Source organism: Erythrobacter sp. (assembly GCF_038133525.1).
In the GTDB taxonomy this organism is placed as follows: Bacteria; Pseudomonadota; Alphaproteobacteria; order Sphingomonadales; family Sphingomonadaceae; genus Qipengyuania.
In genome coordinates, this window is sequence record NZ_JAYPTL010000037.1 from 7,099 (window position 1) to 31,745 (window position 24,647).

At 62.7% G+C, this 24,647-nt stretch carries 29 protein-coding genes; 9 read left to right on the forward strand and 20 right to left on the reverse strand.

From position 1 onward, the window contains the following. Window positions 1-157: 157 nt before the first annotated feature. Complete coding sequence (ubiA, locus tag AAFM29_RS10860) at window positions 158-1,075, reverse strand: 4-hydroxybenzoate octaprenyltransferase (protein ID WP_341712824.1); 918 nt, start codon at window positions 1,073-1,075, stop codon at window positions 158-160. 39 nt (window positions 1,076-1,114) lie between these two features. Here ubiA and AAFM29_RS10865 point away from each other — a divergent pair, with 39 nt between their 5' ends. From AAFM29_RS10865 to AAFM29_RS10875, 3 genes are read left to right on the forward strand one after another with little or no spacing between them, the layout of a single operon-like run. Next, window positions 1,115-1,870 (forward strand): 16S rRNA (uracil(1498)-N(3))-methyltransferase, encoded by a 756-nt coding sequence (locus AAFM29_RS10865; RefSeq protein ID WP_341712825.1) that lies wholly within the window; start codon window positions 1,115-1,117, stop codon window positions 1,868-1,870. A 55-nt stretch (window positions 1,871-1,925) separates the two neighbouring features. After that, window positions 1,926-3,296 carry a glutamate--cysteine ligase gene (locus tag AAFM29_RS10870; RefSeq protein ID WP_341712826.1) on the forward strand — a complete coding sequence of 457 codons (1,371 nt, stop codon included), beginning with the start codon at window positions 1,926-1,928 and terminating at the stop codon, window positions 3,294-3,296. A gap of 16 nt (window positions 3,297-3,312) precedes the next feature. After that, window positions 3,313-3,612: a putative quinol monooxygenase gene (locus AAFM29_RS10875; protein WP_341712827.1), complete on the forward strand. Its 300-nt coding sequence runs from the start codon at window positions 3,313-3,315 to the stop codon at window positions 3,610-3,612. 4 nt (window positions 3,613-3,616) lie between these two features. Here the strand turns inward: AAFM29_RS10875 and AAFM29_RS10880 are convergent, their stop codons facing one another. The 5 genes from AAFM29_RS10880 to AAFM29_RS10900 form a co-directional block, all read right to left on the reverse strand. Next, the gene (locus AAFM29_RS10880) at window positions 3,617-4,972 is read right to left on the reverse strand and encodes an isoprenylcysteine carboxylmethyltransferase family protein (protein WP_341712828.1); all 1,356 of its coding nucleotides are present in this window, start codon (window positions 4,970-4,972) and stop codon (window positions 3,617-3,619) included. A 55-nt stretch (window positions 4,973-5,027) separates the two neighbouring features. After that, window positions 5,028-6,368, reverse strand: a complete 1,341-nt coding sequence (locus AAFM29_RS10885; RefSeq protein WP_341712852.1) for a PQQ-binding-like beta-propeller repeat protein — start codon at window positions 6,366-6,368, stop codon at window positions 5,028-5,030. Between the two features lie 36 nt (window positions 6,369-6,404). Beyond that, entirely contained in the window at window positions 6,405-7,202 is a 798-nt protein-coding gene (locus AAFM29_RS10890; protein WP_341712829.1) for a tetratricopeptide repeat protein, read from the reverse strand. 113 nt (window positions 7,203-7,315) lie between these two features. Next, complete coding sequence (locus AAFM29_RS10895; RefSeq protein WP_341712830.1) at window positions 7,316-8,452, reverse strand: glycosyltransferase family 4 protein; 1,137 nt, start codon at window positions 8,450-8,452, stop codon at window positions 7,316-7,318. Beyond that, on the reverse strand, window positions 8,449-9,315 hold the full coding sequence (locus AAFM29_RS10900) for an alpha/beta hydrolase (RefSeq protein ID WP_341712831.1): 867 nt from the start codon (window positions 9,313-9,315) through the stop codon (window positions 8,449-8,451). Before AAFM29_RS10900 ends, AAFM29_RS10895 begins: the two co-directional genes overlap by 4 nt. Before the next feature lie 75 nt (window positions 9,316-9,390). On the opposite strand from AAFM29_RS10900, the gene AAFM29_RS10905 reads away from it, so the two are divergent. Both AAFM29_RS10905 and astD read left to right on the forward strand, forming a co-directional pair. Next, window positions 9,391-10,788 carry a protein adenylyltransferase SelO family protein gene (locus AAFM29_RS10905; protein ID WP_341712832.1) on the forward strand — a complete coding sequence of 466 codons (1,398 nt, stop codon included), beginning with the start codon at window positions 9,391-9,393 and terminating at the stop codon, window positions 10,786-10,788. An 86-nt stretch (window positions 10,789-10,874) separates the two neighbouring features. Further along, window positions 10,875-12,290, forward strand: a complete 1,416-nt coding sequence (gene astD, locus AAFM29_RS10910; RefSeq protein WP_341712833.1) for a succinylglutamate-semialdehyde dehydrogenase — start codon at window positions 10,875-10,877, stop codon at window positions 12,288-12,290. Window positions 12,291-12,308: 18 nt separating this feature from the next. Here the strand turns inward: astD and AAFM29_RS10915 are convergent, their stop codons facing one another. Continuing rightward, window positions 12,309-13,019: a hypothetical protein gene (locus AAFM29_RS10915; protein ID WP_341712834.1), complete on the reverse strand. Its 711-nt coding sequence runs from the start codon at window positions 13,017-13,019 to the stop codon at window positions 12,309-12,311. Window positions 13,020-13,231: 212 nt separating this feature from the next. Beyond that, window positions 13,232-13,744, reverse strand: coding sequence for a glycine zipper 2TM domain-containing protein (locus AAFM29_RS10920; RefSeq protein WP_341712835.1), 513 nt, complete (start codon window positions 13,742-13,744; stop codon window positions 13,232-13,234). A gap of 184 nt (window positions 13,745-13,928) precedes the next feature. On the opposite strand from AAFM29_RS10920, the gene rarD reads away from it, so the two are divergent. Beyond that, a complete protein-coding gene (rarD, locus tag AAFM29_RS10925) occupies window positions 13,929-14,831 on the forward strand; it encodes an EamA family transporter RarD (protein ID WP_341712836.1) in 903 nt (300 codons plus the stop codon). Here the strand turns inward: rarD and pyrC are convergent. Then, a complete protein-coding gene (pyrC, locus tag AAFM29_RS10930; RefSeq protein ID WP_341712837.1) occupies window positions 14,809-15,843 on the reverse strand; it encodes a dihydroorotase in 1,035 nt (344 codons plus the stop codon). The two genes, rarD and pyrC, sit on opposite strands and share 23 nt — an antisense overlap. Before the next feature lie 192 nt (window positions 15,844-16,035). Between pyrC and AAFM29_RS10935 the strand changes: the two genes are divergently transcribed. Beyond that, a complete protein-coding gene (locus AAFM29_RS10935; RefSeq protein WP_341712838.1) occupies window positions 16,036-16,773 on the forward strand; it encodes a folate-binding protein in 738 nt (245 codons plus the stop codon). On the opposite strand, the gene AAFM29_RS10940 is transcribed toward AAFM29_RS10935, so the two are convergent. Continuing rightward, the gene (locus tag AAFM29_RS10940; RefSeq protein WP_341712839.1) at window positions 16,760-17,359 is read right to left on the reverse strand and encodes a TetR family transcriptional regulator; all 600 of its coding nucleotides are present in this window, start codon (window positions 17,357-17,359) and stop codon (window positions 16,760-16,762) included. The two genes, AAFM29_RS10935 and AAFM29_RS10940, sit on opposite strands and share 14 nt — an antisense overlap. A 114-nt stretch (window positions 17,360-17,473) precedes the next feature. Between AAFM29_RS10940 and AAFM29_RS10945 the strand changes: the two genes are divergently transcribed. Continuing rightward, on the forward strand, window positions 17,474-18,352 hold the full coding sequence (locus AAFM29_RS10945; protein ID WP_341712840.1) for a metal-dependent hydrolase: 879 nt from the start codon (window positions 17,474-17,476) through the stop codon (window positions 18,350-18,352). 55 nt (window positions 18,353-18,407) lie between these two features. Here the strand turns inward: AAFM29_RS10945 and AAFM29_RS10950 are convergent, their stop codons facing one another. From AAFM29_RS10950 to rplU, 3 genes are all read right to left on the reverse strand, one after another. Next, window positions 18,408-18,947: a GNAT family N-acetyltransferase gene (locus tag AAFM29_RS10950; protein ID WP_341712841.1), complete on the reverse strand. Its 540-nt coding sequence runs from the start codon at window positions 18,945-18,947 to the stop codon at window positions 18,408-18,410. Between the two features lie 205 nt (window positions 18,948-19,152). Further along, entirely contained in the window at window positions 19,153-19,422 is a 270-nt protein-coding gene (rpmA, locus tag AAFM29_RS10955) for a 50S ribosomal protein L27 (RefSeq protein ID WP_173211807.1), read from the reverse strand. A 12-nt stretch (window positions 19,423-19,434) separates the two neighbouring features. Next, complete coding sequence (gene rplU / locus AAFM29_RS10960) at window positions 19,435-19,860, reverse strand: 50S ribosomal protein L21 (RefSeq protein ID WP_341712842.1); 426 nt, start codon at window positions 19,858-19,860, stop codon at window positions 19,435-19,437. A 189-nt stretch (window positions 19,861-20,049) separates the two neighbouring features. Between rplU and AAFM29_RS10965 the strand changes: the two genes are divergently transcribed. Next, window positions 20,050-20,574, forward strand: coding sequence for a hypothetical protein (locus AAFM29_RS10965; RefSeq protein WP_341712843.1), 525 nt, complete (start codon window positions 20,050-20,052; stop codon window positions 20,572-20,574). Between the two features lie 69 nt (window positions 20,575-20,643). On the opposite strand, the gene AAFM29_RS10970 is transcribed toward AAFM29_RS10965, so the two are convergent. From AAFM29_RS10970 to thrC, 7 genes are all read right to left on the reverse strand, one after another. Continuing rightward, window positions 20,644-21,075, reverse strand: coding sequence for a hypothetical protein (locus tag AAFM29_RS10970; RefSeq protein WP_341712844.1), 432 nt, complete (start codon window positions 21,073-21,075; stop codon window positions 20,644-20,646). Window positions 21,076-21,153: 78 nt separating this feature from the next. Beyond that, the gene (locus tag AAFM29_RS10975) at window positions 21,154-21,621 is read right to left on the reverse strand and encodes a molybdenum cofactor biosynthesis protein MoaE (protein ID WP_341712845.1); all 468 of its coding nucleotides are present in this window, start codon (window positions 21,619-21,621) and stop codon (window positions 21,154-21,156) included. Further along, entirely contained in the window at window positions 21,614-21,856 is a 243-nt protein-coding gene (locus AAFM29_RS10980) for a MoaD/ThiS family protein (protein ID WP_341712846.1), read from the reverse strand. Before AAFM29_RS10980 ends, AAFM29_RS10975 begins: the two co-directional genes overlap by 8 nt. A 3-nt stretch (window positions 21,857-21,859) precedes the next feature. Further along, window positions 21,860-22,159 (reverse strand): Rossmann fold domain-containing protein, encoded by a 300-nt coding sequence (locus AAFM29_RS10985; RefSeq protein ID WP_341712847.1) that lies wholly within the window; start codon window positions 22,157-22,159, stop codon window positions 21,860-21,862. After that, complete coding sequence (locus tag AAFM29_RS10990) at window positions 22,156-22,530, reverse strand: dihydroneopterin aldolase (protein ID WP_173211814.1); 375 nt, start codon at window positions 22,528-22,530, stop codon at window positions 22,156-22,158. Before AAFM29_RS10990 ends, AAFM29_RS10985 begins: the two co-directional genes overlap by 4 nt. Window positions 22,531-22,539: 9 nt before the next feature. Next, window positions 22,540-23,430, reverse strand: a complete 891-nt coding sequence (locus AAFM29_RS10995; RefSeq protein WP_341712848.1) for a class I SAM-dependent methyltransferase — start codon at window positions 23,428-23,430, stop codon at window positions 22,540-22,542. Further along, window positions 23,430-24,647 (reverse strand): threonine synthase (gene thrC, locus AAFM29_RS11000; RefSeq protein WP_341712849.1); only part of this gene is annotated, 1,218 nt, incomplete at its 5' end. The genes AAFM29_RS10995 and thrC, both read right to left, overlap by 1 nt.

Here is a 24,647-nt window from a genome sequence, read left to right on the forward strand (position 1 = left end):
GTCTGAGGCGACCCTCTGCCACCACAGCCCCGGGATAACCGGGATAGACCTCATCGCCGAAGTTCGCCCCGCCCAGCTCGTTCACCGCATCGAACCACTGTGCGACCTCATCCTTGGCCTTGGTCATGCGGTAAAGGTTGCACATCAGCCCCGTCTCCTATGCGTTACCCACCACGAAGCATGCCACCGCAACCAGAGCGCCCGCAAAGCGGTTGGCGCGAAAGCGTTCGAGTGGATTGGCCGGATCGTCCGGGTCGAGTGTCGCAACTTGCCAGCCAAGGTGACCGGCCGCGGGAACCAGTGCCAGCAGCGCCACCCAGTCGGCTCGATAGAGCCAGAAAGCCAGCGCCCACAGTCCGACAGCCCCGGCGTAACAGAGCGCAACCCCGCCCTTCACGTGGCTCCCCATGCGCAATGCAGACGAACGGATGCCGACCAGCGCATCATCCTCGCGGTCCTGCAGCGCATAGATCGTATCATATCCAACGACCCACAGCGCCGCGCCCAGATACATGGCCGCCAATGCGTCCCAATTGTCGGCGCGCAATTCGGTCCAGCCGACCAGCAGGCCCCAGGTAAAGACCATGCCGAGCCACGCCTGCGGCCACCAGGTGATACGCTTCATGAAGGGATAGGCCGCGACCAGCGCAACGCTCCCCAGCGCCACTCCCTGCGCCAGCAATCGCAACTGCAACAGCACGAGCAGGCCGATGAGGCACAAGACCAGAAGCCAGCTCCACGCCAGCTTTTTCGACACGCGCCCGCTGGCGACCGGCCGCGCTGCAGTACGGGCGACCTGCCGGTCGAGGTTCGCATCGACTATATCATTGTAGACGCAACCGGCGCCGCGCATCGCTATCGATCCCAGCAACAGCCACAGGATCAGTTCGACCTGCCACCCCGCGCCTGCCAGCCACACGCCCCAGGCACAGGGCCAGAACAGCAGCCACCAACCGATCGGCCGGTCGAACCGCGCCAGTTGGGCAAAATCGCGCGGCAGCTGCGGCAGGCGCGCAACCAGCCCGCGGTGTTCGGTGTCGGGGACGATCTCGGGAGTGGCGGCGGTATCGCTCATCGCTTGCTTCCTAACCGCCGAGCCGCCAACAGGAAAGCCATGCCTGCCACCCCTGCCTGGCCCCCAAAGAGCGCGCCGCGCCTGTTTGTCGCTGCCCCCATCGCCATGGGCATGCCGGTGCGGATTGATGGCAGCCAGGCGCACTACCTGTCCAAAGTCATGCGCGTCGTCGCCGGATCGGTGGTTATCCTCTGTGACGATGCCACGGGAGAATGGGCGACCGAAGTGCTTGAGGCGGGCAAGCGCCATGTCGTGCTCGACCCGCGCGAGAAGCTGCGCGAGCGCGAGGCGGTACCTGATTTCTGGCTGTGCCCGGCGCTGCTAAAGAGGGATCGGTTCGATCTGGTACTCGAAAAGGCGACCGAACTCGGCGTGGCAGCAATCCACCCGGTGGTCACGCGCCGCTGCGTCGCCGACAAGCTCAATGCCGAACGCGCCCGCATGATCGTGACGGAAGCAGCGGAACAATGCGCAAGGACGGCCCTGCCCGCGCTACAAGAGCCGCTGAAGCTGGATCGATTGCTAGCCGGCTGGCCTGCAGATCGTGCACTGTTTTTCGCCGACGAACTTGGCGGGCAATCTGCCGCCGAAGCCTTCGCGCTCCACAAGGGCCCTGCCGCTTTGCTTGTGGGCCCGGAAGGCGGATTCGACGATACCGAACGCGCGGCGATCCGCGCACATTCGGCCGCACGCGCCATCACCTTGGGACCGCGAATTCTGCGCGGCGAAACTGCTGCAATTGCCGCCACTGGACTCTGGATGGCGACGTGCGGGGATTGGTCGATTCAAGACTGACCCGGCAAGAATAAATGGCTGGCTTGAAATCTTTGCGTTGCCTATCGCAACCGGCATGAGCACCAGAGAGGCATCGGGATCCGAGGATCCGATCATTGAATCCCGCGACCAGTTAATCGCCCCGATGCAAAAGGGCGAAAAGCCCAAGGACGCCTGGCGTATCGGTACCGAGCACGAGAAACTCGTGTATTTCCAGAACGATCACCGCGCTCCGTCTTACGAAGAGCCGAACGGTATCCACGATATCCTGATGGCGCTGACCGAATTCGGCTGGGAGCCGGTCGAGGAGAACGGCAAGGTCATTGCCATGCGTGGTGACGACGGCACCGTTAGCCTCGAACCCGCAGGCCAGCTCGAGCTTTCGGGTGCACCGCTGGAAAACCTGCACCAGACTTGCGCCGAGACCGGCCGCCATCTGCAACAGGTCAAGGCCATCGGCGAACGCTTCGGAGTCGGCTTCCTGGGGCTGGGCATGTGGCCCGACAAGACTCGCGAAGAACTACCGATAATGCCCAAGGGCCGCTACGAAATCATGCTGCGGCACATGCCGCGCGTCGGTAGCCTGGGGCTAGACATGATGCTGCGGACCTGCACCATCCAGGTGAACCTCGACTATTCGAGTGAAGCGGACATGGCGCAGAAGTTCCGCACCAGCTTGGCGCTGCAGCCACTGGCCACTGCACTCTTCGCCAATTCGCCCTTTACCGAAGGCAAGCCCAACGGCTTTCTCTCCTACCGCTCGCATATCTGGAGCGACACCGATCCGCACCGCACGGGCATGCTGCCCTTCGTCTTCGAAGACGGCTTCGGATACGAACGCTACGTCGATTACATGCTCGATGTGCCGATGTATTTCGTGTTCCGCGAAGGGAAGTACATCGACGCCGCCGGGCTGAGCTTCCGCGACTTCATGGAAGGCAAATTGTCAGTGCTCCCGGGCGAGAAGCCGGCTGCGAGCGATTGGGTCGACCACCTTTCGACCGCTTTTCCCGAAGTACGGCTCAAGAGTTTCCTTGAGATGCGTGGTGCCGATGGCGGGCCCTGGAACCGGATCTGTGCCCTACCAGCCTTCTGGGTCGGCCTGCTCTACGATCAGGGCGCGTTGGATGCCGCATGGGACCTGGTCAAGCATTGGTCGATGGACGAGCGCGAGGCGCTGCGCAACGCCGTGCCGAAACAGGCCCTGGGTGCTGCTATCCCGGGCGGCGGCACGCTGCGCGACCTCGCCAAGGAAGTGCTCGCGATCGCGCGAGCTGGGCTGACCTCGCGCGCGAGGTTGAACACCTCGGGCGACAATGAGACTGGCTTCCTCGAAGCGCTCGATGAGATTGTCAATTCGGGCAAGGTCCCCGCGCAAGTGCTGCTCGACAGCTACCACGGCGAATGGGGCGGCGACATCAGCCAAGTCTACAAATACAGCTTTTGAAGAACGGAAGAGAGCGATGATCCAGATCAACGGCACCATCAAGCTAGCCAGCGGCTCCGGACAGGAGATCATCGACGCTCTGATCAAGATGGCACATACCAGCCGGGCGGAAGACGGTTGCCTCGATTACACTTTCGCGCGCGACCTGACCGATCCGGATACGCTGGTGCTTTACGAGCGCTGGCGTGATCGTGCAGCGCTCGATGCACATTTCGTGTCACCACACATGGCTGAATTCCAGAAAGCCTTGGCAGCTGGACCGGGTGCGGAGCGCAATATCCGCCTCTACGAAACTGACGACGGCCAGCCGCTTTAAGAACTTACTCGGCCGGCTGACCGGCCGGCTTACGCAAAGGCACCATCCAGTTCTTCAGGCGCGCCAGTGGCGCGGTCAGCAAGCCGTGGTGCTCCATCCAGACGTGATATTCGCGATACTTGGAATCTTCGGCGAGGAGGTGTGCCTCCTCGGTCTTGGCGCGCCAGAAATAGATGCCGTTCACAACCAAGAGGAAGAAGCAGTTCCGGAGCGCCTCGACCCATGATCCGCTGGTCGTAAGCATCGGCAAGGTCGCACACCACCAGAACAGGTTCTTGGAGACATAGGCCGGATGTCGCGTGAAGCGGTAAGGCCCGTTTGTAAGCACCCCGCGATAGGTCAGGTTGGAAAAACGTAGGCCGAAGGCGAAAGTCGCCCAGGCGTAAATCGCCGTAAGGAACACCAGCAGCGCCCCCCAGACTGCGATCGCCATATCGTGACCCTGGAGCCAATAGAGCCAGCCCGGCGTGTCGCTTTCATAATTGATTGCACGCCCTTCCCCCAGGATGCCCCAGACGAAAGGCGGATAGCAGATCAGCGCGGCCAGCCAGCCGCCCAGGAAAGGGTTGCCGTTGCGGATATGCGCATCGAGCGGGCGCATGGTCACGATATAACCGACGGTACCGATCATCACGTCGATCATGAACATGGCCTCGATAGCGATCATCGCCAGCTGTTCGGGGCGCTTCGCCAGTTCGCTGAAATCGGCCAGCACAACCTTTTCGAAGGCGAAGGGTATGATCGAAATCATGAAGGCGGTGAAGAAGCCCTTGATGATCCAGCTGCGCCAGTGCGCCTTGACCTCGTGAGCGTCCCAATCTTGTCGAAACAGCAGCAACGCGCCGAAGTGCCAGGCGTGATCACGCTGCTCAACGAGGTAGCGGTCAATCCAAAAGAGATAGGGCACGGAAAGGATCACGAGTGGGATCGCCGCCCATTTGAGCACGTCGATCGCAAAGACATACTGGCCGTTCCAGTACCAGCGGCACAGGCAGTAGAGCCCGGCAATAATGGCCCAGGTAGCCCATATGCCCACAAGCTTGGTCAGTGTGACGAAACGGTCAGGCTGACGACTGCGAGGCAAGCCCCAATCGAGTCCTGTGGACCGGCGTCGGTGTACCTTTTCAACCAGTATCGACCACAGCGCCATGGGCATGGCCGCAGCCAGCAGACCGGCAAGTGCCGCATTCGGACCTGCCATCGGTGCATGCGGACCGGGCAGGGAAAGATAATCCGCGATCACCGGATAGGTACGCGCGAAGAAGACCCAGGCGAACAGCCCGGCAAGGCCGACCAGTCCCACTGCCGCAGAAACGTCGCTCTGCGGCCGGGCTGTCGGGATCGCTTCCTCGACGCTCATTGCCCGGCTGTCCTACACATCAATGGTTAACAGCCGGGTTGGATTTCCCGGAAAATCAGCGGAAAGCGGTAATCCGTCCACCTTCGTCGAGCACGTAGAGCGTCTTGTTCGCAACGACAGGTGCCAGGCTGACCGACTGGTTGAGGTCATAGAACTCGCTGGCCGAACCCTCGCCCGTGCTCACGCGATAGATCTTGCCCTCGGAGCTGACGACCCACAGGTTGTTGCCCGCAAGGACGGGGCCGGTCCAGAAAATCGGCCCTTTCTTGTCCTTTTCATCGCGCCAGCGCTGCAATTGCGCGATCCAGCGGACCTTTCCCGTCGAACGAGCGATCGCCAGCAAACGCGCATCGTCGGTGAGGGTAAAAATCCACTCGCCGGCGATCGCCGGGGTCGAAATGCCCGCAAGGCTCAGTTCCCAGACGCGCTGTCCGGTTACCAGTTCGTAGGCGGCCATGCGCCCGCCCTGCCCCAGGGCATAGACGCGGCCATTGTCGATGATGGGATCGGCATCGATGTCGGTCAGCGATCCGACAGAGGTCGAAATCGACGTCCGGGCCAGCGCGTCGGTCCACAGCGTGCGGCCATTCTCGTAACGATGGGCGATCAGCTCGCCCGAACTGTAGCCAGCGATAACCGTGCCCTGCCCGGCGGCTGGTGCGGCAACACCGAACACTCCAGCCTGCGTCGTCGATGCCGCCTGCTGCCACTGAACCGAGCCGGTGGCCTGATCGAGCGCGAATATCTGGTTGTCCTGCGTCATGACGAAGACGTTGCCGAAGGCGATAGTGGGCGAACCACGAAGCGGCCCGGCCGGCTTGACCTTCCACAGTTCAGTGCCGGTATCAGCCTCCAGCGCGACCACATCGCCGGTACCATCGGTCATGTAGACCTTGCCTTCGGCATAGCTCGCGCCACCGCCGAACGCGGAGGGGCGCAGATCGCCTTCCATCTGCGGGGCGTAGGACCAACGGCGCCCGCCGGTCTGGGCATCAAAGGCCGTCAGCTGGCCATCGCCGCCCACCGCAAACAACATGCCACCACCGATGACCGGCGAGGCTGCCAGGCGGCGGCGATCACTGCCGCCAGCGACCTGCGCAGTGAAAGCGCGCGAGGGCGTCGCCGACAGGGCGAGGTGACCGTAGGACTTGCTGGCAGTTCCACCGGCCTGGGCCCAGGCTTCGTTCGCCTGCTCGGGCGGAAGGATGACCGCGATGCCGGCGAGTGAAGGATCGACCTGCGCTCCGCTTTCGATCTTGGAGAGAATGGGCTGGCGATTGCCAAGGGTCGGGGTTTGCTTCTTGTCACCCTTGCCGAACAGCCCGCCACTGCAAGCGCCCATTGCCAGCGCCAGCGCGCCTACCAGCGCGGTTCGTGCAATCGCCTTTCGATCCATCCCTGCCATTCTTTCGTCCGTTCCGGCCAATTCGGCCTATTGTACTTCAGCGGCGGCCTGGCCGTCCGCGGATTCTTCGGTAAGACCCTGCTCTTCAAGCAGTTTGTCGACATCCTCGATGGCATCGACACCCAGTACACCAGCCAGCTGGCGCGAGCGCGACCTGAGCGAGGCAGGCGCCGTATCGTCCTTGGCGATCTGCGCCAGCAGTGCGCCGGCTTCAGCCTTCTTGCCCTGATCCAGGTATGCGTGCGCCAGCATCTCTGCGGCGCTGGCGAAATAGGGCTTGCCGGGGACAGCGAGCGGCTTGAGCGCAGTGACGACTTCATCGCTCTTCATGCTGTCGTATCTCACGGCGACTTCGCGCAGTTTCGCCAGTTCACGAAAAGCCGGTGGTGCGTCCTTATCCGCCGCAATTGCTGCGAATATCTTCGCGGCTTCATCCGGTCGCTTCTGCTGTGCCGCAATCCCTGCGCGAAGCATGGCTGCGGCGGCCGACGGACCATCATCGACGTCGCTCGCCAGATCGGCCAGGCCGTCGTAGCCGCTCTGCAGATTTCCCGCCTCGATCTGATCGAGCGCGGCAACCAGGACCTCCGCATCCTTTTCCTGGGCCAGTTCCTGTCGGTGATCCCAATAGAGATAGCCCCCGAAGGCGGCGAGACCGGACACAACAATACCCAGCAAGGGCTTGCCCCATTGCGACATGAAGCTTTCGAAGTCGCCCTGCCGGACGGCATCGTCGACTTCGCGCAGCAGCGCTTCCTGTTCTGCGGCATCGCGCTTGGCGATCTTTTCTTCGCGGGTGAGTTCGGACTTGGGTGTCAGGGCCACTTTGGGCGGGCTCCGCTGGCTGGAAAATGTTTGCGGGTCTTTAGGCAGTGCATCTTGCTAGGGCAATGGGCTGCAATCCCTGTCCCCGCCCGGGTGAACGGAGCATGAAATCCCTAAAGGTCGCGGCGCATGGCGCTGGAATAGAGTCGCCGATAGGTCGATACCATCTTCGCTTCATCGAACTGGGCGCGGGCCTTTGCGCGATTGGCCTCGCCCAGCGTATCTCGCAACGGGCGAGAATCGGCCAACTGGCGCAATGCGTCCGAAAGTGCAGCCTCGTCTCCAGCAGGCGTGATGAACGAGGCATTGGGCTCCGAGACCATATGAGCGATGTCTCCCACAGCCGGTGCGACAACTGGCAGACCGGCGGCCATGGCCTCGACCACCGACAGCGGAAATTGTTCGGAATCGCTCGACAGGGCGAAGATATCGAACAGGCCGATTACCCGCGACGGGTCGGCGACGGCGCCAGGCAGGTGCACCCGGTGGTTGATCTCCAGCCGGTCGGCTTCAGCAAGGATTGCGTCGCGCGCCTCACCCTCTCCAAGGATCACCAATTGCCACTCATCGGGCAGCGACGCGAAGGCCCTCACCAGGCGAGGCAGGTTCTTGATCGTGCGCAAACCGGCCAGCGCCCCTACCCAATATTCGCCCGGTCGCTTGATCAGCCGAAGCGCATCTGGCTTGGGACGCATGCTGAAGGCCTTCGTGTCGATGCCGTTGGGAATGCGCTTCACGCGCCCCAGTGGTTGCTGCCAGTCGACCAGCGCTATCTCTTCAAGCCGCTCAGAAGGCACCACCACTCCCGCTGCCTTGCCCAGCGCGATCCGCCGGTACCAGGTGCGGCTGGTCTTGAGCTTCTTCACTTCGCTCTCATCGAAGCCATCCTCGTGGTGGACCAACGGGGGGAGGCCAAGCGCATCCTTGAACAGCGTGTGCGCCATCACCGCGTCCATCGCGCCCCAATTGTAGGTTAGCACGAGGTCATAGGGTTTTATCGCCCGGGCAAGCTTCATCAGTCGGCCGGGAAACGGTCTGCCCTTCAGGCTGGGGAAGTCGGGTTGAAGCGCAACCCGGAGCCCCTTTGCGATCCTTTGGGCCGCGTCGAGCCGTTCCGGCTCCGCCGAAACGATGGTGTGCTGCGCCTTGGCTCCAAAGGCATTGATCAGCTGGACGCAGCGTATCTCCTTGCCCCCCGCCGCAAAGGTCGAATGGAGGTGCAGGATGTGTGGTACATCGCCGCCGCTCATGCGACGCGTGCCAGCATCGCGTCGATGGCCGCCCGCGCCTCCGGCTCATCAAGCGTCGGCGTGTGTCCCTTGTCAGGCACAGTTACCGCCAGCGCTTCTGGCATGCGCCGTTGCATCTCGTCGAACACGCTCGCCGAAAGCAGCTGCGAAAGCGCACCGCGGAGCAACAACACCGGCCGATCAGCCAAGGCCTCGAAAGCGGGCCAAAGATCAGGGGGGACCGCATTGCTGTCCGCCGCCAGGATCGGTTCCGCGATCTTCATATCGTAATCGAAGACGATCCTGCCGCTACTCGAAAGCGTAAGGCCACGCTTTGCCATGGCGATCCAGTCTTCCGTCTGGAAACGAGGATAGGAGGCGCCATGTGTCTCTTCCAAGGCGCGCGCTGCATGCATCCAGGTGGCGAAGCTGCGGCCCTGGCCGACATATTCCTTGATCGCGTCCAGCCCGGTTTGTTCGAGCACTGGCCCGACATCGTTGAGCGCCACGCCCGCTATCCGCTGCGGCTGGAACGCCGCCAGCAGCATGGTCATCAGCCCACCCATCGACGTTCCGATCGATACGAAGCGTTCGATTGCTTCCTGCTCGAGCAAGCCGAGCAAGTCACCGACATAGGTAGGCGGCACGTAAGTTGCCGAATCACTGGCATATTCGCTTTCCCCGCGCCCCCGCATATCTGGCACCAGCACACGCCACCCTTGCTTGGCGATATGGGCAGCCAGCCCATCGAAATCGCGAGCGTTACGGGTCAGTCCGTGCAGGCACACAACTGGTGGCCGGTCGGAACTGCCCGGGTAATCGCGGAAATGAAGCGTAAGACCGTCGGCACTCTGCCAGGTGCGGTCAGTGAAGGTAGTTTCCATGGCTGGCGGTGTCTGTCCCGTCGCTGGTTTGGTGGCACCCTTGTGCCGGGCGTGCTTACCCCCCACTATCGCCAGATGCGAGGAGAACCGCAAGCCGCGAGCTATCGCCCCGATCCGGCCATCCTCACCCTTGCCGATTGGATCGGTGATCCGGTGCCTGCGGCCGATTTTCCAGACACTATCCTGCGTTTCCGTAATGATCGACAGGCAGCAACTGTAGGGCTCACCGCCTATTCGGATCAACAATGGTGCGCGCACTTCGGGCGCTTCGCACCTTTGCCAGGCAACCTGCCCCAGCCCCTCGCACTACGGTATCACGGCCACCAGTTCCGCGTGTACAACCCAGAGTTAGGCGATGGACGTGGCTTCCTGTTCGCCCAGCTTCGTGATGGCGCAGACCGACTGCTCGATCTCGGCACCAAGGGCTCCGGCCAGACCCCTTGGAGTCGCGACGGCGATGGACGCCTGACACTGAAGGGAGCAGTTCGCGAGATTCTTGCGACCGAGATGCTCGAGGCGTTGGGCGTATATACTTCCAAGACCTTCAGTGTCGTCGAAACACGTGAGGAGCTCTGGCGCAACGATGAACCATCGCCCACGCGATCCGCCGTGCTCACCCGATTAAGTCACGGCCATATTCGCATCGGAACGTTTCAGCGCTTGCTCGCGCTCGAAGAGCGGGACCATATGGCGGCCTTGGTCGATTATTGCCTGACAGCCTTTCCCGGGCCGCCCCCACCCGAAGATGCACCCGGACGGGACGAACCTGCAGTACAGCTGATGCACCTCGTGGTCGAGCGACTGGCCGATCTCGCCGCAAGCTGGATGGTCGCGGGCTTCGTGCACGGCGTGCTCAACACCGACAACATGAATATTTCGGGGGAGAGTTTCGACTACGGTCCCTGGCGCTTCCTCCCTCGCTGGGATCCGAGCTTCACCGCCGCATATTTCGATCATCAAGGGCTCTATGCCTTTGGCCGCCAGCCCGAGGCGCTGCACTGGAATTGCGGGCAATTGGGGATAGCCCTGCGATTGCTCGCCGAGGCCCCGCCGCTGATCGCCGCTATGGAACGCTTCGGTCCACTCTACATGGCAGCGATCGGACGGCGGTGGTGCTGGCGTATGGGCGTGGTCTCGCGTGGAGTAGAACAAGACACCGCCCTGCTCTCTGTTTGCGAAGCACAGCTGCGGGAAAGCGGGGAAACGCCTGATGCATTCTTTTTCCGGCACCGCGGCGGGCGAGACGCCAATGGACCACTGGCCGAAGCGCTGGCGGGATACGAAGCCACTGCCTCGACCCACAGCTACTGGTCAGGCGCCACTCCCCAATCTATGTTGATCGACGAGGTGGAACAGATCTGGTCGGCAATCACCGATGGTGACGACTGGCAGCCCCTGATCGACAAGATCGCGGCAGTGCGCCACATGGGTGAAGCACACGGTCCCGTGCCCTCACCAGCCGGACATCGCTGAGACAATCAAAATCTGTATTTGACGCCCAACAGCACCTGTCACATAGGCGCACGCCAAGAGCGGAAAGGGGCGCGGAAGGTCAAATCGTGAGCAGCACAAGCCTAGTTTCTACTGAGCCGGCGACCGGAGCCGAGATCTGGCGCGGAGAGGCCGGTGACGTCGATCAGACCATTTCGCGCGGACGCGAAGCCATGCGTGACTGGGCACGTATGCCGCTGGCCCAGCGGATCGAACTGATCCGGCGCTTCGCGAATGCGGTACGTAAGCATGCGGAGCAATTCGCTGAGCTCATCGCCCGGGAAACCGGGAAGCCGCTGTGGGAAGCGCGCACCGAGGTCGAAGCGGTCATCGGCAAGGTCGAAATCTCGATCACCGCTTATGCAGAACGTACCGGCATGAAGAAGCTCAACAGTGCACTTCAGGGCACTGCAGCGCTGCGCCACAAGCCGCACGGGTTGATGGCCGTGCTTGGTCCCTATAACTTTCCCGCACACCTGCCTAATGGCCACATTGTGCCCGCACTGATCGCGGGCAATGTGGTGGTCTTCAAGCCGAGCGAGAAAACGCCCGCTGTCGGTGAATTTCTGACTCGCTGCTTCCACGAAGGCGGCGTGCCCGAAGGCGTGGTCCAATGCCTCCATGGCGGCGCTGATGCTGGTAAGGCCCTGGTCGAGCACGATGGTGTCGACGGGGTACTGTTCACGGGTTCCGCACGCGCCGGCATCGCGATCAATCGCAAACTTGCCACCAATCCCGGCAAGATTGTCGCGCTTGAGATGGGCGGCAACAATCCGATCGTCGTCACCAACACACCCAAGCTTCAGGACGCCGCCGTCACAATCGTGCAATCGGCGTTCACCACCGCAGGCCAGAGATGCACCGCGGCGCGGCGGTTGATCGTAGTCGATTCGATGTTCGACGCACTGATCGCAGAGGTGAAGAAGCTGACCGAGCGCCTGATCGTCGACGAACCTTTCGCCGAACCTCAGCCTTTCATGGGCTGCGTCATCGACAATGGCGCGGCCGACCTGATGTCCGAAAGTTTCGTTGCGTTGATGGGGCGTGGCGGCAAGCCGATCGTGCACCTGCGCCGGCCAGACGAGAAACTTCCCTTCCTGACCCCGGCGATCCTTGACGCAACCGACATTGCCGACAGGCCCGACATCGAACTGTTCGGCCCTTTGCTGCAGGCTATCCGGGTCTCCGACCTCGACGCCGCCATCGCCGAGGCAAACAACACGCGTTACGGCCTGTCCGCTTCCCTGATCGGGGGCAGCCCCCAGGACTTCGAGCATTTCTGGCACGAAATCCGCGCCGGTATCGTGAACTGGAACCGCCCGACCAATGGCGCGTCGTCGGCTGCACCCTTCGGCGGTGTAGGCCTGTCGGGCAATCATCGTCCGGCCGCCTACTATGCGGCAGATTATTGCGCCTATCCGGTGGCGAGCACCGAGATGGAGCAACCGCGCGCGACTATCGGGGTCGGCCTCAAGGGTAATTGAGGCCAATCCGGCTAATGGTCAGTTGGTGGTGACAAGGTCAACCTGCGTCACACCTTCGGGCAGGCGACGGGCATAGACCACATAGGCTGAGGCGCCCTTGGTGCCGCTAAGCACGTTGTCGCCAGCCTTGATCGCGTGATCGACCTTGAAACCGGCGTCGCGAGCACGGGTGCTGTAGAAGGACATCACGTCGTCCAGGGCGACCGGTGTGAGGTAGGAGACGATCCTCAACGCGCAGTCGCCCTGGTCGGTCCCCGCCGCTTCTTGCGTGTTGCCACGCGGATAGACGGGGAATGCAGCTGGTAACTTTGCAGCCCATGCGGCGCTGTACTCAACGGTATCTGCGCAGTTGGCGCCGCCCGGCTTGACGGCAGCGATGGCCGCGGCTCGCATCGCAGCGGTGTCGGGCTCATTGCCGGAAAGTTGGCGGGCAGCCGGTGCTGGCCGGAGCTTTTCGACCCCGCCAACCAGTTGGCCTGCACGTGCGCGTGCCGCCTCGATAGCGCGCGCACTCTTGTCGATGTTCGGAATCCCAGCATTGCCGGTTCCCGAAAGTGCAGCATTGGCTTCGTTGCGCCCGGCCAGGTCCGGATCGGTCATCAGCTCATCGTTCAATGCCTGCTCAACCGCCGGGTCCATGGCCTCATCATTCGCAGGTTCGTTGCTCTCGCCGTTGCAAGCAACCAGCAAGGCAATCGGAGCAACTGCGGTAATCAGGCGGAAATTCATCGATAGACTCCAGCTAGGCTAGCCGCACTTGTGAGATAGGGTCGCGTTTGATTCCAGCCCCATGTCGACATGTGCGCCACAGCGGGACACGGAGGTGCGGCCTGCAATGAAGGGCGCCGCCCGGCTCCCCATGGAGACCGAACGGCGCCCCGCGGCCCAATCGGAACCGCCTTGCCGGTCGTGGGTGGGCACGACCGGAAGCTGGAGTAAGTTTAGCCGCAGCGCGTATTCGAACGATCGATCGAGCGACCCAGCAATGCGCCGGCGACCCCGCCCAGGATTGCACCAAGTGTACGGTCGCCGCCGCGACCGACTACTTCATGTCCGATCAGTGCGCCGACACCTGCACCCACCAGGAGCCCGGTAGTGCCATTGTCGCGCCGGCAGTAGTAGCGTCCGTCATCGCCGCGCCAGATGCGGGTATGAGCGTAGACTGGCTGCCCGTAACTGCGCGAATATCCCATGTAATAGGGCCGCCCATCGCGGTAGTCGCGGCGATCGCGATAGTCGCGATAGTCGCGATAGTCGTGCCGATCACCGTAGTAATGGTCGCGGTCGCGCTTCCAGCGCTTGTCCTTCTTGCCGTGATCGAAACTCAGGTCGCCGTAGACGGCAGCATGTGCAGCGGGCGCCGCATGAGTTGCCGGCGCCGCGGCAGCGGGCATTGCCAGAACCAGGCCTGTGGCGGCCAAAGCCAGGGCGGGTGCTTTGAGGAAATTGGCCATGATCCGTGTCCTTCTTCGGTCAATTTGGTCGAACGAGTCGAGTTATGCGGTTAAGCTTTAAGGCCCTCAACATGAACAGCCTGCAACCGCGCTGTCAGAATTGCGTTAAGCGACGAAGCGTGTCGGAAAGCGTGGTGAATTGATGCTTGCGGGCGTCAAGCGGGCCGCCTAGGCGCGGTCCCAGATGACCTCCACGCACGCACCTGCCGATCGCACCGGACTGGGTGCCGCCGTCGGAGCCTACCTGATCTGGGGGTTCCTGCCGCTCTACCTCATCCTGGTGAAGAGCGTCCCCGCCTTCGAATTCGTCGGCTGGCGGATCGTCTGGACGCTCCCCCTATGCCTCATCATCGTACTGTTCCGCCGCCAGATTCCCGATGTGCTCGCTGCCTTGCGCAATCGCCGCGTGATGGGCCTTTTGGCGCTAAGTTCGTGCCTGATCGCGGTGAACTGGGTGGTATATATCTGGGCGATCCAGACCGGTGAGGTCTTCGCGGCGAGCCTCGGCTATTACATCAACCCGCTGGTCAACGTCCTGCTTGGCACACTGCTGCTGGGTGAACGCCTGACCCGGATGCAATGGGCGGCGGTCGCGCTGGCGGCGTTGGGCGTTTCGCTGCTGCTGGCTGGCGCGCTGACGACGCTTTGGATCAGCCTGACCCTGGCGCTCAGCTTCGGCACCTATGGCCTTATCCGCAAGCAGGTACCGGTCGGCTCATTGCCGGGTCTCACAATCGAGTCGACGATCCTCCTCCTTCCGTCCGCGGGCGTTATCGCCTGGTATGCCGCCCAGCCCGTCGGTTCCTCCTTCGGCCATGATCTCGGCCTCAGCCTGTCCATCGTCCTGGGCGGAGCGCTGACCGCCTTCCCGCTGCTGCTGTTCGCCATCGCGGCGCGCAAGCTGCCCTATTCGACGCTCGGCTTCATCCAGTTCCTGGCGCCCAGCATCGTCTTCGTGCTCGGCCTCACCGTATTCGAAAAACCGCTGCATCCAGCCGAAATCGCCTGTTTCGCCTGCATCTGGGGCGCCGCCGCGATCTTCGTGTGGGATCTTGCTTCGCGGTCTAGGAAGCCAGCCGCCAGCTGAGCGTCTCGCCCGCGTGGAAAGGCACGATGGCGGCTTCCCCACCCGACACTTCGGCAGGAACGTCGACAGGCCATTTTTCCAGCGTAGCGGTGCCTTCGTTCAGCGGCAGCCCGTAGAAGGCCGGTCCGTTCTCTGAAGCAAAGGCTTCGAACCGGTCGAGCGCGCTTTCCTCGTCGAAGACGGTGATGTAGCTTTCCAGCGCATAGGGCGCGTTGAAGATCCCGGCACAACCGCAGTCGGTTTCCTTGGTGTGACGATGATGCGGTGCGCTGTCGGTGCCGAGGAAGTATTTCACCGAGCCGCCCGTAGCTGCCTTGCGCAACGCCAGCCGATGTTCTTCGCGCTTGGCGACCGGCAGGCAGTACATGTGTGGGCGGATGCCCCCGACCAGCATGGCATTGCGGTTGATATGAAGATGCTGCGGCGTGATCGTGGCGGCGACGTTGGGGCCTGCCGCATCGACGAACTCGGCGGCCTGCCTGGTGGTGATATGCTCGAAGATCACCTTCAACTCGGGCAGGCGTTCGACCAATGGCGCCAGCACACGATCGATGAACACCGCTTCGCGATCGAAGATATCGATATCGGCATGGGTCACTTCGCCATGCACACAGAGCGGCATGCCCACTTCCGCCATGCGTTCGAGCACCCCTGCGATGTTCGCGATGTCGGTGACGCCGTGGTCCGAATTGGTCGTCGCGCCAGCGGGATAGAGCTTGGCAGCGGTGAGCACGCCGTCGGCAAATCCCGCGGCAAGATCGGACGGGTCGGTCCTGTCGGTCAGGTAGGCGGTCATCAGCGGGGTGAAATCCATGCCTGCCGGCACAGCCGCAAGAATTCGGTCACGATAGGCTGCGGCGAGAGCGCTGGTCGTCACCGGCGGCGAGAGGTTCGGCATCACGATCGCCCGGGCAAACTGACGCGCAGTATGCGGCACCACGGCACGCATCGTTGCCCCATCGCGGAAGTGGAGATGCCAGTCGTCGGGTCGGCGGATGGTCAGGCGGTTCATGAGGAAGCGGCAATCCTACGCGATGGAACACATGGAACAGGGTCCAGGAGAAAACGACGCCACCCCCCGAAATCGTACAAATACGGTCGTGAAACGGCGCGTCGGGCAAACATGGTGGCAGCTCTTATCCTGTAGGACGCTTGTAGGACAGACCGCTCTTGATCCGGCGGACAAATACCCCAGTTTGGTCACATGCACGCAACCCGCCTGTTCGATCGCGCCGTAATTCGCCTCACTCCGCTTGACGAGAGTGAGGATGTAGCAGGCTTCCTCCAGGGCCTGGTGACTAACGATGTGGCCGGGCTGCTGCCCGTCTATGCCGGGCTGCTGACGCCTCAAGGCAAGACGTTGTTCGACTTCATCGTATGGCCGGGGTCAGGCGGCGACCTCCTGATTGATTGCGAGGCTGCGGCCGCGGAGGATCTTGTCAGGCGCCTCTCGCTCTATCGCCTGCGTCGCAAGATTGCGATTTCAGTCGATCCCGCACTGGGCGTGCATTGGCAGCCTGAACCGGGCGATGGCGGCGCTGCCGATCCTCGGCTCGCGGCATTGGGCCAGCGTTGGCTGGCACCGGTTTCCAACGAAGATGCACCCGCAGACGCCGACTGGAATGCGCATCGACTCAAACTCGGCGTGCCCGAAGGGCGTGCAGAGCTGGGTGACATCCTCTGGCTCGAGACCAACGCTGTCGAGCTCCACGGCGTGAGCTTTTCAAAAGGCTGTTATGTCGGACAGGAAAACACTGCCCGAATGAATTGGCGGCAGAAGGTCAACCGGCGACTGGTGGTGGTCCCACTGGCGCAATCGGAAGAGAAACGGCGCAAGGCGGAGTATGCGGCGCTCGATCTCGCTATCGACCATCTGCGGGTGGAAGCGATCGATCCCAACACTGCACCGCACTGGATGCAGACTGCACTCAGCCCTGCGTAACAAGCTCCGCAATCGAGCTTACCAGCATACGCTCGGCACGATCGCGGGCAGCGGTCGCCGGTAAGCCCAGCGACTTGGCCAGCGCACTGCCGATCAGTGCATCGCCCATTGCCATAAGTACCAGCGCCAGCGTTTCCTCGTGCACCTGCAGCGGGGTTGCACCATGCGCAGCCTCTTCCGGGGCAATTTCGTCGACCAGGTCGTGGATCGTTTCGACGATGGGGGTCAGCGCATCTTCATTGCCTGTCAGGATCATCCAGCTCGCGAGTGCACCCGCCCCTTCCTTGTCGAAGGCATCAAACGCGAGATCGACCACTTCGCGGGGGCTGCCCAACCCTGCCCGGCTGGCCCGAACGGCATCGACGATCGTTGCGCAGACGGTCTCGGCAAGGTGTCGCGCGAGATCACGCTGGAGCCCCGCCGCCGATCCGAAATGGTGGAGCAGGTTTGCATGGGTGCGCCCGACTCGCGCCGCTACCGCCTTCAGGGTCACGGCCTGCGGTCCTGCCTCGATCAGCAGGGCGCGCGCCGCTTCCAGTGCGGCGAGACGGGATTCTTCGGGAGACAGTCGCTTGCGGGTCGCCATCGGCGAACCGTTAACCCATCGCAACGTCGGGCGAAAGCCGTTACGGAAACTTATTGACAGGAGTGTCAGTAACTACTACTTACATTGATGTCAGTTAATTTCGTGGAGTCGTCAATGAACGCCCCCGTTGTGATCGATACCGATACCCGCAAGCAAGCGCCGACTCCGGCGGACCTTACCCTCACCGTGCGCGATGAACGTTTCAACCGTGGCACCACGCCGCGGCGCTGGTGGGCGGGCGAGCCCTTCGGCACCGCCTGGCACAATGCCCTGTCGGCAACCTTCCCGCGCGGCGAAGCCTTCTTCATCGAAGCGGTCAAAGCGCATCGGGAAGGCGCCGACCCCAAGCTCGAGGCTGAAATCCGCGCTTTCGTGAAGCAGGAAATCAACCACACGCGCGAACACATCGCCTTCAACCGCCTGGCCGAAGAGCATGGCTATGACATCAAGGCAATCGATGCCCGCGTCGCTGAAATGCTTGCGCTGACCCGCGGCCGCCCGCCGATCGTGGACCTGGCGGCAACCATGGCGCTGGAACACTACACCGCGATGATGGCGTATGAGTTTCTCGCGAATCCCAAGCATTTCAAGGATGCGGATCCCGAAGTTCGCAAGATGTGGACGTGGCACTCGATCGAAGAAATCGAGCACAAGGGCGTGGCCTTCGACACCTATCTGCACGCGACGCGCGACTGGACGCCGTTCCGCCGCTGGAAATTGCGCAGCCTGATGATGCTGATCGTCACGCTGAACTTCTTCCGCAATCGCTGGAACGATACGCTGGAACTCCTGGCGCAGGATGGGATCACCGGTTGGAAGGCCAAGTGGGGCCTGTTCAAGTACCTGACCATCACCCCCGGTGTGGTACGCCGCATCTTCCCGGCGTGGTTGAGCTATTTCAAGCCCGGCTTCCACCCCTGGGATCACGATGATCGTGCGCTGATCAACAAGCACGAAGGTGAGTTCGAAGCGGCTCTGATGCCTGCCGAATAACTCTCAGTCAGTGCTGGAAAAAAGCCCCGCGAGCGATCGCGGGGCTTTTCGTTTGTCAGGCCGCCATCGGCGGGGTGAGGTCCACTTCGTCCAGATCGAGCCTGTACAGGGCACAGTCGGCCTCCTCGCCACGACCGCAGCTGTGGCGCTTGGCCACCTTGCCCGTAGGCCGGAAGCCGAGCTTGCGCAGGACCCTGCCCGAGGCCGGATTGTCGAGGAAATGGCTCGCTTCCAGCCGTTCATAGCCAAGCAGTTTGGCGACTTCGATCACACCGGTACCCGCTTCGGTCGCAAAGCCCTGACCCCAATACGGCCGGGCAATCCAGTAGCCGAGTTCGATGCCGGTATCGGTCATACCAAATCCGATCGAACCGATGATTTGTGAGCCTGCCTCGCCCGGCAGGGTCATCAGGAAGTTGGGCATGCGTGGATCCTGCTCGCGGGCTACGAACTCGCGGGCATGTTCGGGAAGATAGGGCCAGGGGGCGCGCGCAAGATTGCGGACCACGCCCTTGTCGGCGATCCCGCCGAACAGCGCTTCCCAATCTTCGGGCCAAGCGGGCCGCAACAGCAGCCTCTGCGTCACATGGAACATCGGTATTCTCCCCATATCCACGCTCCGGGCTCCTAGGCCGGACGCGTGACAATTGCGTGATGGCGAAAGAAACTATCGCCGCGAAATTGAAGAGGGAGAAACGACAAGAGGGAGACGGGTCGGTCCCATCTCCCTCTTCGGCTGCCGGTGGTTATCCCGGCTGGGACCGTCCCGTTTGGACGATCCCGTTATCGGAGCGTCCTGATTATTCGGCGGCTTCTGCCATCATGTCTACCGACACGAATTTGCGACCGAGCTTGCCCTTGTGGAATCGGACAATACCGTCGGTCAGCGCGAACAGGGTGTGGTCCTTGCCCATGCCCACGTTGGTGCCCGGGTAGAACTTGGTGCCGCGCTGGCGCACGATAATATTGCCCGCGACCACATCCTGGCTGCCGAACTTCTTCACGCCAAGGCGACGACCGGCCGAGTCACGACCGTTACGCGATGAACCGCCTGCTTTCTTATGTGCCATGGTCGGGCCTCCTTACTTCGCTTCGGTCTTCTTGGCGGCGGCCTTCTTCGGCGCAGCCTTCTTGGCGGGAGCGGCCTTCTCGGCAGCCTCGGCCTTCGGAGCAGCTTCCTTCTTCGGCGCCGCAGCCTTCTTGGCCGCGCCGGTGCCGACGTCGGTGATGCGCAGCAGGGTCATCTGCTGGCGGTGACCGTTGCGGCGACGGTAGTTGTGCCGACGGCGCTTCTTGAAGACGATCACCTTCTCGCTCTTCGCCTGCGCGATGATCTCCGCCGAAACGGTGACCTTGGCGGCATCGGCGAGCGAATCGCCCTCACCGGCGAGCAGGACGTCGCCCAGCGTGATGGTGTCACCGGCTTCGCCAGCCAGCTTCTCAACCGCGATCTTGTCTCCGGCGGCAACCCGGTACTGCTTGCCGCCCGTGCGCACTACAGCGAACATGGTGCTTGTCTCTCAATCAATTAGCTTTGCCGCGACCTTGCGATTACACGGCACACCCGTCGAGCCGCCCTTGGGCAGCCCCGGAAAGAAGCGTGCCGTTAGGGGAAACGACCCGCCAAGTCAACGGCTCGCATGAGGATTTTTGGTTCCTCGCTGGCGCGCCGCGATGCGCGTGCTATGGCGATGCCGATGATCGACCGCAAGACATTCGTTATTCCCCTTCTCCTCACGGCGCTGGCCGGTTGCGCAGGCTCTGGCTCTGGCTCTGGCAAATACCCTTCGCTCGCGATCCGCGATATCGAGCGCGTGCAGGGGACCTTCGAACCCGTAGGGGCCGAGCAGCTCGATGTGCCGAAGGTGGAGGTCGCATACTCCGGTAGTCTGCAGGATCGGCTCAGCGCGCTAGTTGGCCAGGCAGAGGACGCGCACCGGGTCTTCAACGCTGCAGTTCCGGTGGCAGAACAGCTGGCAAATGCCGCCAACGATGCGGAGATCGGCAGCGATGCCTGGGCGAGCGCGCAGGTGGCGCTGGCCGGCCTCGATTCGGCCCGCAGCGATGTCGCGGTGGCACTGGGCGAGCTGGATATCCTGCATGCGGCGCGCGCCGTCCAGGCCGAAGACGTCGGTGCGATCGATGCCGCCCGCGGCAAGGTCCTCGCATTGGTGACGATCGAAGACGCTACGCTGGAGCGTCTGCGCGAACACGTTCGCTGACCTCCAAAAGGTAAGCGCGGGACCGGTCGCCCGATCCCGCGCTGGGTGCTGTATCTTTTCCGGACTGCGTCAGCCCATCACGCTCCCCACGATCGTGACGGCGGTGACGCCCCAGACGAAGACCAGCACCGGGAGGATCAGTACCTGCACCGCTGCATCTTTTGCGGCCACACGCCCGGTGGCGGTGGCAACCCCATTGCGAACCAATGCGCCCCAAGTCTTCGGCGCCTTCTGGCTGCCTTCCGGCGCAAGCCGGGTCCAGACCACCGGCAGGGCGAAACCAGCCAGGATCGAGAATGCGAAGATTACCATGGGCAGGATCAGCCCTGGGGTCGAAAGCCCGGCAGCCATCACCCCGAGGAAACCGAGGTACAGGCCAACCGTAGCGACGTAGAACCCCTTGGGCAGTTCGAAGCTGCGATCCACGACCGTGCGCGGCGCGAGTGCATCGCGGACAATGGCCTTATCGCCAGCCAATTCACGGGGGAGATTCTTCGACATGCGCTATGCTCCTTGTTGCAGGAGCCTGATTGCCAATAAGCGCGGTTTGCGTCCTTGATCGAAATCAAGCGCGTGAAATCACTCCCAACGGGCGCGATCACCGTGATCCACGGCCCTTGGTTCGATCCAGTGCCAGCCGTCGGCGCGCTTTTCGCGCTTCCACAGCCAGCTGGCGCTCTTGAGGTGGTCCATCAGGAATTCCGCCCCGGCAAAGGCATCGCGCCGGTGCCGGGCTGCCGCGGCGACCAGCACGATAGGATCGCCGGGAACCATCACGCCGACCCGATGCCAGGCAAGCACACCGGTCAAGGCGAAGCGATCGAGCGCCTGCTGCGCGAGCGATTCGATTCCTGGCAGGGTCAGGAGTTCGTAATGTGTCAGTTCCAGCGCCTCGACAGTATCATCGGGCCGGACATTACCAAGGAAGGACACCACTGCCCCTGCCCCCGGATATGCGGCATTGAATACGGCCAAGGCCTCTCCCGCCGGCAGGTGCTGCTCGATCAGACGCGTGTCGAGCGGTGTCGAGAGCGATATCTCAGCCACCGCTCACCGGGGGCAACAGGGCAACCTCATCGCCGTCCTGCGCGGCAAGTGCAGTCTTGTCCGCCAGCACGCGGCCACCGCAGGCGACATTGACCCGCGCTTCGCCAAGCTGAGCAGCCACCGCCGGTCCAACCGCCGCCAATAGCCCCGCCCAGTCTAGCGGCGCATCGACCAGCATCTCCGGCGAGTCGGCAAGGTCCCGCAACGGGCCGAGAAACAGGATGCGGACACTCATGACTCAGATCTCCAGGTACTGGCCGGTAATTCCCGGTGCCCGGGCGAGATAGGCCTCGCTTGCATCGATACCAGACCCCTCGCCCGCCACCATGTTCACCCGAAGCGGCGTGTGCTTGCGCGCAAGGCCTGCGACTATCGCCAATCGCCACTCGCGATGCGTGTGATCGGCCGAAGGGACGACGATCATCACATCCTGACCTTGCTCGATTGCGCCCTCGATGTGGGACAGCCAGTGCTGATGGAAGACGCCGGCGGCGGCCAGCGCCTCGTCCGGCAGGCCATCCACCTCGATCCGTTTCATTCGCGCCGCTCGCGATGCAGGGTGATGCCGATCTTCTCACCCGCCTCGGCGATCGCCAGCTTGACGATCTTGACCGTCACTGCCTCAACCCGCTTGTCCTGCAGGAACAGCGTTTCGCATACATGGTCGGCAACCGCCTCGATCAGCTTGAAGTGCACTCCCTCTGGCAAGGCCTCCGAGGCGGCGAACTTGAGATCCATGTAGTTCTTCGAGTGATCGAGCGAGGTGTCCGGCTCATAGCGATGCAGCGGCTTCAATCTTGCAGTAATGGTGAAACGCAGCGGCTGCGGGCGACCGGTTTCTTCGGAATAGATACCGGTGAGCACGTCGTGCTCGAAATCGGCCACCTCAAGGATCAGCGAATCATTCATTGCATCGCCCTAGCCCGGATTGGACCAGCGCGCGAAGATAGCGGTGGGCAGTAGACGACCCGAGCCATCCTCCTGCACCGCAAGGTCGCCGTGTTCGATCGTCCCGGGCAGACCCTCGAACACCTCCTCCAACAGGCCCGCGAGCGCGAGGCTGCTCATGCGCACGGCATAGACCGTGAGGAATAGGAACCTGCTGTTTGCGTCGAGCAGCTTGCGGCAATCGCCGGCAAGTCCTGGCAGTCCTTCCTCCAGCCGCCACACCTCGCCATCGGGTCCGCGCCCGAACTTGGGCGGGTCGAGGATGATCCCGTCATAGCGCCGCCCGCGCCGTACTTCGCGCGCGGTGAACTTGACCGCATCGTCGACCAGCCAACGGATGGGGCGATCTGCCAAACCCGCCAACGCAGCGTTCTCGCGCGCCTGGGCGACCGATTTCTTGCTTGCATCGACATGGGTCACGCGGCCGAAGCGACTCAGCGCCTGCGTGCCGACACCGGTATAGCCGAACAGGTTCATGGTTTCGGCTGAGTCGAGGCCCGCAAGCTGTTCGCCCATCCAGCTCCACACAGGTGCCATATCTGGGAAGAAACCGAGGTGGCGGAAGGGCGTGCATTGCGCGGTGAAGCGTGCCTCCTCTCCCCAGCCCAGCTCCCAGCCATCGCGCGGGGCCTGTTTCGAGAACTGCCAGCGACCACCACCGTCCTCATCGCTGCCGGGGACGAATTCGCCATGCGCGTCCCAATCGGCAAGCCGCGGTGTCCACATGGCCTGTGGTTCGGGACGGATGAAGCGATAGGGGCCGTATTGCTCGAACTTCCTGCCATGCCCGCTATCGAGCAGGCGATAGGCATCCCAGCCCTCGCCAACCATCAGCACGGGATCGCGAACAAGGTCTGCCATCAGCCGGCATGCTCGAGGATATGATCGCGCACTGCATCATAGGTACCGGGCAGTTCGACATAGGCTTCTTCACGCGCGAACAGGTCGCCGACACGGGACGGGAGCGACGGACGGATGCCGGTCGCCCGTTCGACCGCATCGTTGAATTTCGCAGGATGGGCGGTCGCCAGCGTCACCACCGGAACAGCCGGATTGACCTCAGCCTGACGCGCCGCGTGCAGTCCGATTGCGGTATGCGGATCGATCACCTCGCCGCATTGCTCATGCGCCCAGCGCATCGCCTGCGCCGTGTCGGCCTCATCTGCTCGAACACTCGAAAACAGGCGGGCCGCTCCGTCCCGCTGGGCGTTGGTGAGATGCATGGCTTTCGAAGCCTCGAAGCCGCGCATCTGTTCTGCCAGTGCCGTACCGTCGCGGCCGCCGACGTCGAACAGCAACCGCTCGAAGTTCGAACTAACCTGGATGTCCATGCTCGGTGCAGTGGTGGGCGTGACCGTTCCGGTCGAGTAATCGCCTTGCGACAGCGCGCGGTGCAGGATGTCGTTGACGTTGGTGGCGACCAGCAATTGTTCGATCGGTAATCCCATCTGGGCGGCCACATAGCCCGCAAAGACATCGCCAAAATTGCCGGTCGGTACGCTGAAGGCGATCTTGCGCTCAGGCCCGCCCAGTTGAAGCGACGCGGCGAAATAATAGACCACCTGCGCCATCAGCCGCGCCCAGTTGATCGAATTGACCGCACCTATGCGGTGCTTCGTCGTGACGCTCTGGTCGGCGAAGATGCGCTTCACCATCGCCTGTGCATCGTCGAAGCTGCCTTCGATGGCGATATTGTGGACGTTGGGTGCACGCACCGTCGTCATCTGGCGGCGCTGGACATCGCTGACCCTGCCCTTGGGATGCAGCATGAATATCTCGACCCGATCGAGCCCCGCTACCGCATCGATCGCGGCACTGCCCGTGTCGCCGCTGGTTGCGCCGACAATGGTCAACGACCCGTCTTCGCGTTCGAGGAACTCCTCGAACAGAAGCCCCAACAATTGCAGCGCCACGTCCTTGAACGCGAGTGTCGGGCCGTGGAACAGCTCAAGCAGCCATTGCTGCTCGTCGAGCTGTACCAGCGGTGTTACCGCCTTGTGCGCGAAGCGGCCATAGGCCCGCGTCGTCAGCTCGAACAGGCGCTCAGGCGTAAGGCAATCACTCACAAACGGCTGCAT

Excerpts from the sequence above, each read along its gene's own strand:
- AAFM29_RS10870 (WP_341712826.1), top strand. The coding sequence starts at position 1,926 with ATGAGCACCAGAGAGGCATCGGGATCCGAGGATCCGATCATTGAATCC.
- AAFM29_RS10935 (WP_341712838.1), top strand. The coding sequence starts at position 16,036 with ATGCACGCAACCCGCCTGTTCGATCGCGCCGTAATTCGCCTCACTCCG.
- AAFM29_RS10970 (WP_341712844.1), bottom strand. The coding sequence starts at position 21,075 with ATGTCGAAGAATCTCCCCCGTGAATTGGCTGGCGATAAGGCCATTGTC.
- AAFM29_RS10980 (WP_341712846.1), bottom strand. The coding sequence starts at position 21,856 with ATGAGTGTCCGCATCCTGTTTCTCGGCCCGTTGCGGGACCTTGCCGAC.
- AAFM29_RS10950 (WP_341712841.1), bottom strand. The coding sequence starts at position 18,947 with ATGTTCCATGTGACGCAGAGGCTGCTGTTGCGGCCCGCTTGGCCCGAA.
- AAFM29_RS10865 (WP_341712825.1), top strand. The coding sequence starts at position 1,115 with ATGCCTGCCACCCCTGCCTGGCCCCCAAAGAGCGCGCCGCGCCTGTTT.
- AAFM29_RS10875 (WP_341712827.1), top strand. The coding sequence starts at position 3,313 with ATGATCCAGATCAACGGCACCATCAAGCTAGCCAGCGGCTCCGGACAG.
- AAFM29_RS10995 (WP_341712848.1), bottom strand. The coding sequence starts at position 23,430 with ATGGCAGACCTTGTTCGCGATCCCGTGCTGATGGTTGGCGAGGGCTGG.
- AAFM29_RS10985 (WP_341712847.1), bottom strand. The coding sequence starts at position 22,159 with ATGAAACGGATCGAGGTGGATGGCCTGCCGGACGAGGCGCTGGCCGCC.
- rpmA (WP_173211807.1), bottom strand. The coding sequence starts at position 19,422 with ATGGCACATAAGAAAGCAGGCGGTTCATCGCGTAACGGTCGTGACTCG.
- rplU (WP_341712842.1), bottom strand. The coding sequence starts at position 19,860 with ATGTTCGCTGTAGTGCGCACGGGCGGCAAGCAGTACCGGGTTGCCGCC.
- rarD (WP_341712836.1), top strand. The coding sequence starts at position 13,929 with ATGACCTCCACGCACGCACCTGCCGATCGCACCGGACTGGGTGCCGCC.
- ubiA (WP_341712824.1), bottom strand. The coding sequence starts at position 1,075 with ATGAGCGATACCGCCGCCACTCCCGAGATCGTCCCCGACACCGAACAC.
- AAFM29_RS10905 (WP_341712832.1), top strand. The coding sequence starts at position 9,391 with ATGCGAGGAGAACCGCAAGCCGCGAGCTATCGCCCCGATCCGGCCATC.
- AAFM29_RS10880 (WP_341712828.1), bottom strand. The coding sequence starts at position 4,972 with ATGAGCGTCGAGGAAGCGATCCCGACAGCCCGGCCGCAGAGCGACGTT.
- AAFM29_RS10990 (WP_173211814.1), bottom strand. The coding sequence starts at position 22,530 with ATGAATGATTCGCTGATCCTTGAGGTGGCCGATTTCGAGCACGACGTG.
- AAFM29_RS10900 (WP_341712831.1), bottom strand. The coding sequence starts at position 9,315 with ATGGAAACTACCTTCACTGACCGCACCTGGCAGAGTGCCGACGGTCTT.
- AAFM29_RS10895 (WP_341712830.1), bottom strand. The coding sequence starts at position 8,452 with ATGAGCGGCGGCGATGTACCACACATCCTGCACCTCCATTCGACCTTT.
- AAFM29_RS10920 (WP_341712835.1), bottom strand. The coding sequence starts at position 13,744 with ATGGCCAATTTCCTCAAAGCACCCGCCCTGGCTTTGGCCGCCACAGGC.
- AAFM29_RS10965 (WP_341712843.1), top strand. The coding sequence starts at position 20,050 with ATGATCGACCGCAAGACATTCGTTATTCCCCTTCTCCTCACGGCGCTG.
- AAFM29_RS10915 (WP_341712834.1), bottom strand. The coding sequence starts at position 13,019 with ATGAATTTCCGCCTGATTACCGCAGTTGCTCCGATTGCCTTGCTGGTT.
- AAFM29_RS10945 (WP_341712840.1), top strand. The coding sequence starts at position 17,474 with ATGAACGCCCCCGTTGTGATCGATACCGATACCCGCAAGCAAGCGCCG.
- pyrC (WP_341712837.1), bottom strand. The coding sequence starts at position 15,843 with ATGAACCGCCTGACCATCCGCCGACCCGACGACTGGCATCTCCACTTC.
- AAFM29_RS10885 (WP_341712852.1), bottom strand. The coding sequence starts at position 6,368 with ATGGATCGAAAGGCGATTGCACGAACCGCGCTGGTAGGCGCGCTGGCG.
- AAFM29_RS10940 (WP_341712839.1), bottom strand. The coding sequence starts at position 17,359 with ATGGCGACCCGCAAGCGACTGTCTCCCGAAGAATCCCGTCTCGCCGCA.